This window comes from Lysinibacillus sp. NPDC092081 (assembly GCF_044755845.1).
In the GTDB taxonomy this organism is placed as follows: Bacteria; Bacillota; Bacilli; order Bacillales_A; family Planococcaceae; genus Lysinibacillus.
Window position 1 is genome coordinate 36,914 of the sequence record NZ_JBIVRU010000029.1, and the last position, 6,000, is coordinate 42,913.

4 protein-coding genes are annotated in these 6,000 nt (G+C 37.9%); all 4 read left to right on the plus strand.

From position 1 onward, the window contains the following. Window positions 1–84 precede the first annotated feature (84 nt). The 4 genes from ACIQLB_RS23565 (at window position 85) to ACIQLB_RS23580 (ending at window position 5,831) form a co-directional block, all read left to right on the plus strand. Window positions 85–1,716 carry a Na/Pi cotransporter family protein gene (locus ACIQLB_RS23565; RefSeq protein ID WP_400731139.1) on the plus strand — a complete coding sequence of 544 codons (1,632 nt, stop codon included), beginning with the start codon at window positions 85–87 and terminating at the stop codon, window positions 1,714–1,716. A gap of 210 nt (window positions 1,717–1,926) precedes the next feature. After that, a complete protein-coding gene (locus tag ACIQLB_RS23570; RefSeq protein ID WP_400731140.1) occupies window positions 1,927–2,406 on the plus strand; it encodes a DUF456 domain-containing protein in 480 nt (159 codons plus the stop codon). 176 nt (window positions 2,407–2,582) lie between these two features. Beyond that, window positions 2,583–3,188, plus strand: a complete 606-nt coding sequence (locus ACIQLB_RS23575; RefSeq protein ID WP_053485466.1) for a superoxide dismutase — start codon at window positions 2,583–2,585, stop codon at window positions 3,186–3,188. A 438-nt stretch (window positions 3,189–3,626) separates the two neighbouring features. After that, the gene (locus ACIQLB_RS23580) at window positions 3,627–5,831 is read left to right on the plus strand and encodes a peptidoglycan D,D-transpeptidase FtsI family protein (RefSeq protein WP_400731141.1); all 2,205 of its coding nucleotides are present in this window, start codon (window positions 3,627–3,629) and stop codon (window positions 5,829–5,831) included. Window positions 5,832–6,000: the final 169 nt, after the last annotated feature.

Below are 6,000 nucleotides of genomic sequence, written 5' to 3' on the forward strand. Positions count from 1 at the left end.
TAAAGGTTTTCTTTACTTTTTCTATACTATCATTTAAAGATTAGGAATAGAGTAGTAGAGACGTAGGAATTGGAGCGAATACAATTGACAATAGATTGGCAAAGCATACTGTTTCAATTTTTAGGTGGTTTAGGAGTCTTTTTATTTTCTATTAAATTTATGGGGGATGGGCTCCAAAAATCGGCAGATGATCGACTGCGTGAATGGTTGAATCGTTTTACAACAAACCCTTTAATGGGAGTGTTGGTAGGCATAATTGTGACGATCTGTATCCAGTCGAGCACTGCTACGACGGTGATTACGGTTGGGCTAGTGAGTACAGGGTTTTTAACATTGCGTCAAGCAATCGGTGTCATCATGGGGGCCAATATTGGAACGACTATAACCGCATTTATTATTGGTATTAATCTCGGCATTTATTTTTATCCGTTATTGGCGATTGGTGCAGGGCTGTTATTTTTCTTTAAGAAAGCGACATATCAGTATATCGGGCAAATAGTATTTGGCTTCGGGGGATTATTTTTAGGATTAGAGTTAATGAGTGCAAGCATGCAGTCACTTCATCAATTAGCGGACTTTGAATCATTAACGCTTCATCTAAGCAATCAGCCCATTTTAGGGATTTTTCTTGGGACAGTTTTTACATTGCTCGTCCAAAGCTCAACAGCGACTGTTGGTGTGCTACAGGGCTTGTATGCTGAGCATTTAATTGGCTTAGATAGTGCTTTACCTATTTTATTTGGTGAAAATATAGGCACGACTATTACGGCAGTATTAGCTTCACTTGGTGCTTCTATATATGCTAAACGTGCGGCAGCGGCACATGTGCTATTTAATATTATAGGTACTATTATTTTCATGGTGTTTTTCACACCATTTATACATTACGTTCAGTGGATTAGCGGGCTATTCCATTTAGATGCGAAAATGCAAATAGCGGTAGCTCATGGCTCATTTAACATTATTAATATGATGATTCAGCTGCCGTTTATTGGAGGATTGGTTGTACTTGTCACGAAGCTAGTTCCTGGGCATGATGGAAATATTGATGTAACAACGAAGCATTTAGATCCAGCATTCATTGATTCTTCTCCAGCGATTGCACTTGGACAAGCGAAAGAGGAAGTGTTACGTATGGGGGATCATGCCCTTCATGGTTTAGAAGAAACATTTTTATATATGAAAACAGGTGAAGCTGCTCACATTCCAACAGTTTTACAATTAGAAGTAGCGCTCAATCATTTAGACAAGGAGATCACGAATTACTTAGTGATGGTGTCTAAGCAGCCACTTTCTCGTGCAGACTCAGTAAGACACCATACACTTCTAACAAATGTACGAGACATTGAACGTATTGGCGATCATTTTGAAAATATTTTAGAGCTTTTACAATATAAAGATCATCATGAGGTAAGTTTAAGTAAGTCAGCACGACAAGATTTAATAGGCATGTTTAGCTTAGCGATTGAAGCTGTACGAAAGAGTTTAGCGGCTCTGGATACAGCTAGTTTGAGCCTGGCGCAGGAAGTAACTGAGCTCGAAAGCTTGATAGATGATATGGAAGATAAGCTAAGACAAAAGCATATTGCGCGCTTAAATACAAATGAATGTAATGGAGCGGCGGGAATCGTCTATACGGATATCGTTAGCAATTTAGAACGTATAGGAGATCATGCTGTAAATATAGCTGACTCTATTTTAGGAATTAGACATTAGATGAACGAAACTTTTAGCTTAGTGAATCCGTATGAAAGGCAATGCACGATCAGGCTGGTTGAGTAGGAACAGGATTTCTTTGTTAATTTTGAGCTATGCATGCTCATTTATAGCTGATTGAGCCGAGGAAGTGGCTCGGCTCACGTCAGTAGAATAGAATAGCTTCTCCTGATTAACTAACCTGATGCACGACAAAAGGAGAGAATTTTTATGGAAGTTGTTGGCTGGATTATAGTGATTGCCTGCTTTATCATTTCATTTGTTGGATTGGTATACCCGATAATTCCAGGTGTGCTTTTTTTACTCGGTGGTTTTATAGTATATGGATTATTTTTTTCATTTGCGGAGCTAAGCTGGTGGTTCTGGGCGAGTGAAATTATATTTGTTGTTATATTATTTGTTGCTGATTCTGTAGCAACTGCCTTTGGGATTAAAAAATTTGGTGGTTCAAATGCTGGTATGTGGGGCAGTACCCTTGGTTTATTAATTGGTCCGTTCGTCATTCCGGTTGTAGGTATAGTAGTCGGCCCATTTTTAGGAGCTGTCATTGGAGAGTTAATCGTAGAACGCCGTACATTTGGAGAGGCTGTGAAAAGCGGTATTGGCTCTCTCGTTGGCTTCTTAACATCAACACTTGCAAAAGCAGTAATTCAAATCGTCATGATTGTTGTGTTCTTTATAGCGATATGATTTTCTTCCATATGAAGTTTAACCATTTAAAAACAGGGTAGGATAGTAATCGTATGTGCTTTTCAGTCAAAAGGCTGAAATCTTCAATTTGAAGTATTTTTCGTTGAATGGTTTGACCAATTTTGATAATCTAGGAATGTACTAATTATTTCTTTACTTTAGGGAGGAACTTAACAATGGCTTACGAATTACCACAATTAACTTACGCTTATGACGCATTAGAACCACATATCGATGCAAAAACAATGGAAATTCACCATTCTAAACACCACAATACTTATGTAACAAACTTAAACGCAGCAGTAGAAGGCACTGAATTTGCTGAAAAAGATATTAACGATCTTATCGCAAACATTGATGCTCTTCCAGCTGACAAACAAACTGCTGTACGTAACAACGGTGGCGGACATGCTAACCATACATTATTCTGGGAATTAATCGCTCCAGGCGGTTCAAAAACTCCAGTTGGCGAAGTTGCAAAAGCAATCGATGCTAAATTCGGTTCTTTTGATGCATTCAAAGAAGAATTCGCAAAAGCTGCTACAACTCGCTTCGGTTCAGGTTGGGCTTGGTTAATCGTTGATGGTGACTCAGTTGCTGTTACATCTACTCCAAATCAAGACTCTCCAGTTATGGAAGGTAAAACTCCAGTCCTAGGTTTAGACGTTTGGGAGCATGCTTACTACTTAAACTACCAAAACCGTCGTCCAGATTACATCGGTGCATTCTGGAACGTAGTAAACTGGGATGTAGTAGAAGCTAAATTCCAAGCTGCAAAATAATAATTATTGTTTAACTTCTTTCCGATTCCGGATGAAATTATGCCGAGGCATAATTGATTTGAAGGCTATGTCAATGGTGATGAGTCACCGAGGCATAGCCTTTTTTGCTGTCTTTTTTTAGGTTCTATAATCTTAGGAATATTAGGTGAAGGTGAATTCTCCAACGTTCCTAAAATTGGCAGAAGTTAGCTGAAAGGGAGGGGGATCGCCGGAACTTTTATGGAAGCTTCACATTGTGCCTCATCTCCCAATATTTAATGTGAAAATTATTTTTCTAGTAATCGGTAAAAAACAGAAACTTTTCAACTTAAAGTGCCGTCAAATAAATGATGTTTTCAATCATAAATTCGCAAGTGCATGCTTTCCTGTCGTACCTTCGAATGGTATACTAAATATCGTGTGTATTTAAATTGTAATTAGATGAGGAGGGGAATACATATGCGCAAAGCACCGGGAAAAAATCGCGCGACGAGTGTTAAAGCAAAACATCACTCTAATTTAACATTTCGTATGAATGTCCTTTTCTTTGCTATATTTATCGTATTTTCGATGCTAATTTTTAGACTTGGCTATATGCAAATCGTAAAAGGGGAAGAGTATGTACGCGATTTAGAGAGTAAAGAGGAGGTAGCTGTCAATACAAGTGTGCCAAGGGGCCGTATGTATGATCGATACGGGCGTATTTTAGTGGATAACCAACCAGAAAATGCTATTACTTATACGAAAATGTCGACGACAAAAACGGAGGATATGCTAGACATAGCCGAAAATCTAGCACAATTGATTGAGCAGCCAACAAACCGTGTCACTTTACGTGATAAACAGGATTTTTGGATCATAAAAAATCATGACGCTGCCTATGCAAAGGTAACAGAGAAAGAAAAAAAGAAAATTAGAGCACAAGAAAATGTACCAGAAAGTCAAATCAATGCACAGATTGATAAACTTGTACGTGAACGAATTACAAACGAAGAAATACTACAATTGACAGATAAGGACTTAGAAGTACTAGCAATCTTTCGAGAGATGGTATCAGGCTACAATTTATCACCGCAAATTATTAAGAGTGAAAATGTATCTGCCGATGAATTTGCACGTGTCTCTGAGCGTTTAACTCAACTACCAGGCGTTAACACAACAACTGACTGGAAGCGTTTGAAATTATCATCACTCGCTATTTTAGGACGCACAACAGTACCAGCAAAAGGGATTCCAAAAGAAAAGCTGAATTATTATTTAGCTCGTGATTATTCACGAAATGACCGTGTTGGTGAAAGTTATATTGAAGCGCAATATGAAGATTTACTGCAAGGTCAAAAATCAGTTGTTAAAAATATTACGAATAAAAAAGGACAGGTAATCGATACCGTTACAACCTATGAAGGTGAGCCTGGTAAAGATTTAGTCTTAACACTAGATAGCGAGTTAACAGCTGCAACTGAAAAAATTGTTGAGGAAGAGTTGCTAAAATTAAAATCACAGGGGGGTTCCCGTTTACTTGATCGTGCCTTTTTAGTAATGATGGACCCAAATACAGGCGATATTTTATCGATGGTTGGTAAGAAGATTGAGAAAAATCCTGAAACAGGGAAAAATGAAGTCGTCGATTATTCGTATGGTACCTTCACAACAGCTTATGAGTCTGGTTCTGCAGTTAAAGCAGCAACATTACTAACTGGATATAAATTAGGAGCTATTAAGCCAAGTACTGTATTTGGAGATGAACCGATTCAATTATTGAATACTAAAAAGAAATCTTCTATTTTTAACCGTAATGGCTATATTACGATGGATGGTTTAAGAGCCTTGGAGCAATCTTCTAACGTTTATATGTTTAAAACAGCTTTGCTTATTAATGGAACTCCATATAGCTATGGGATGCCACTTCGTTTAAAAGACGATACATTCCCTAAAATGCGTAATTCTTATGCACAATTCGGGTTAGGTGTAAATACAGGGATTGATTTACCAAATGAATTTAGTGGGGTACAAGGTCCAACTGGTCCAACCTATGGGGGTAAAGCACTCGACTTAGCGATTGGGCAGTATGATACGTATACACCGTTACAATTGGCACAATATATCTCGACAATCGCAAACGGCGGCTATCGCATTCAGCCACATGTTGTGAAAGAGGTACGTGAGCCATCAAAAGATGGGCAATCGCTAGGACAATTAGTGACGGAAATAGGACCAACAATTTTAAATCAAATTGATAATTCATCAGATGAAATTAACTATGTAAAACAAGGGTTACGTCGTGTTTATACGGGCGCAAATGGTACAGCAAAAAGACAATTTGCAAATGCACCGTATACAGCGGCAGGGAAAACGGGTACAGCTGAGGTAGTTTATTATGGACCATTACGTGAGTATTATGGAACAAATACGATTAACTTAACACATGTTGGCTTTGCACCGTATGATAATCCTGAAATCGCTTATGCAGTTGTGATTCCATGGGCAACAACAAACACTACTCAGCATTTATCAAATAATAACGAGATAGCTCGACGTGCTGTCGATAAATATTTTGAGTTAAAAGCAAAATATAACACTGAAAAAGTGACAGATAGTAATGTAAAACAACCAATTTTACCAGCTATTTCAAAAGACAAAATTGGTGAAGATGAGCAAAAATAAGAGAAACCGCTAGTGCATTTTAATGCCTAGCGGTTTTTTTCAGTTTCAGAGTATTATTGAATACCCGCAAAAAAAGGTTCTATAATATTTCTTGGGGTATTCATACAATTTCGCGCATAAAAAAAGCACAGATTCACTGATTTATATATACTTGAATTGTCGAGAAACA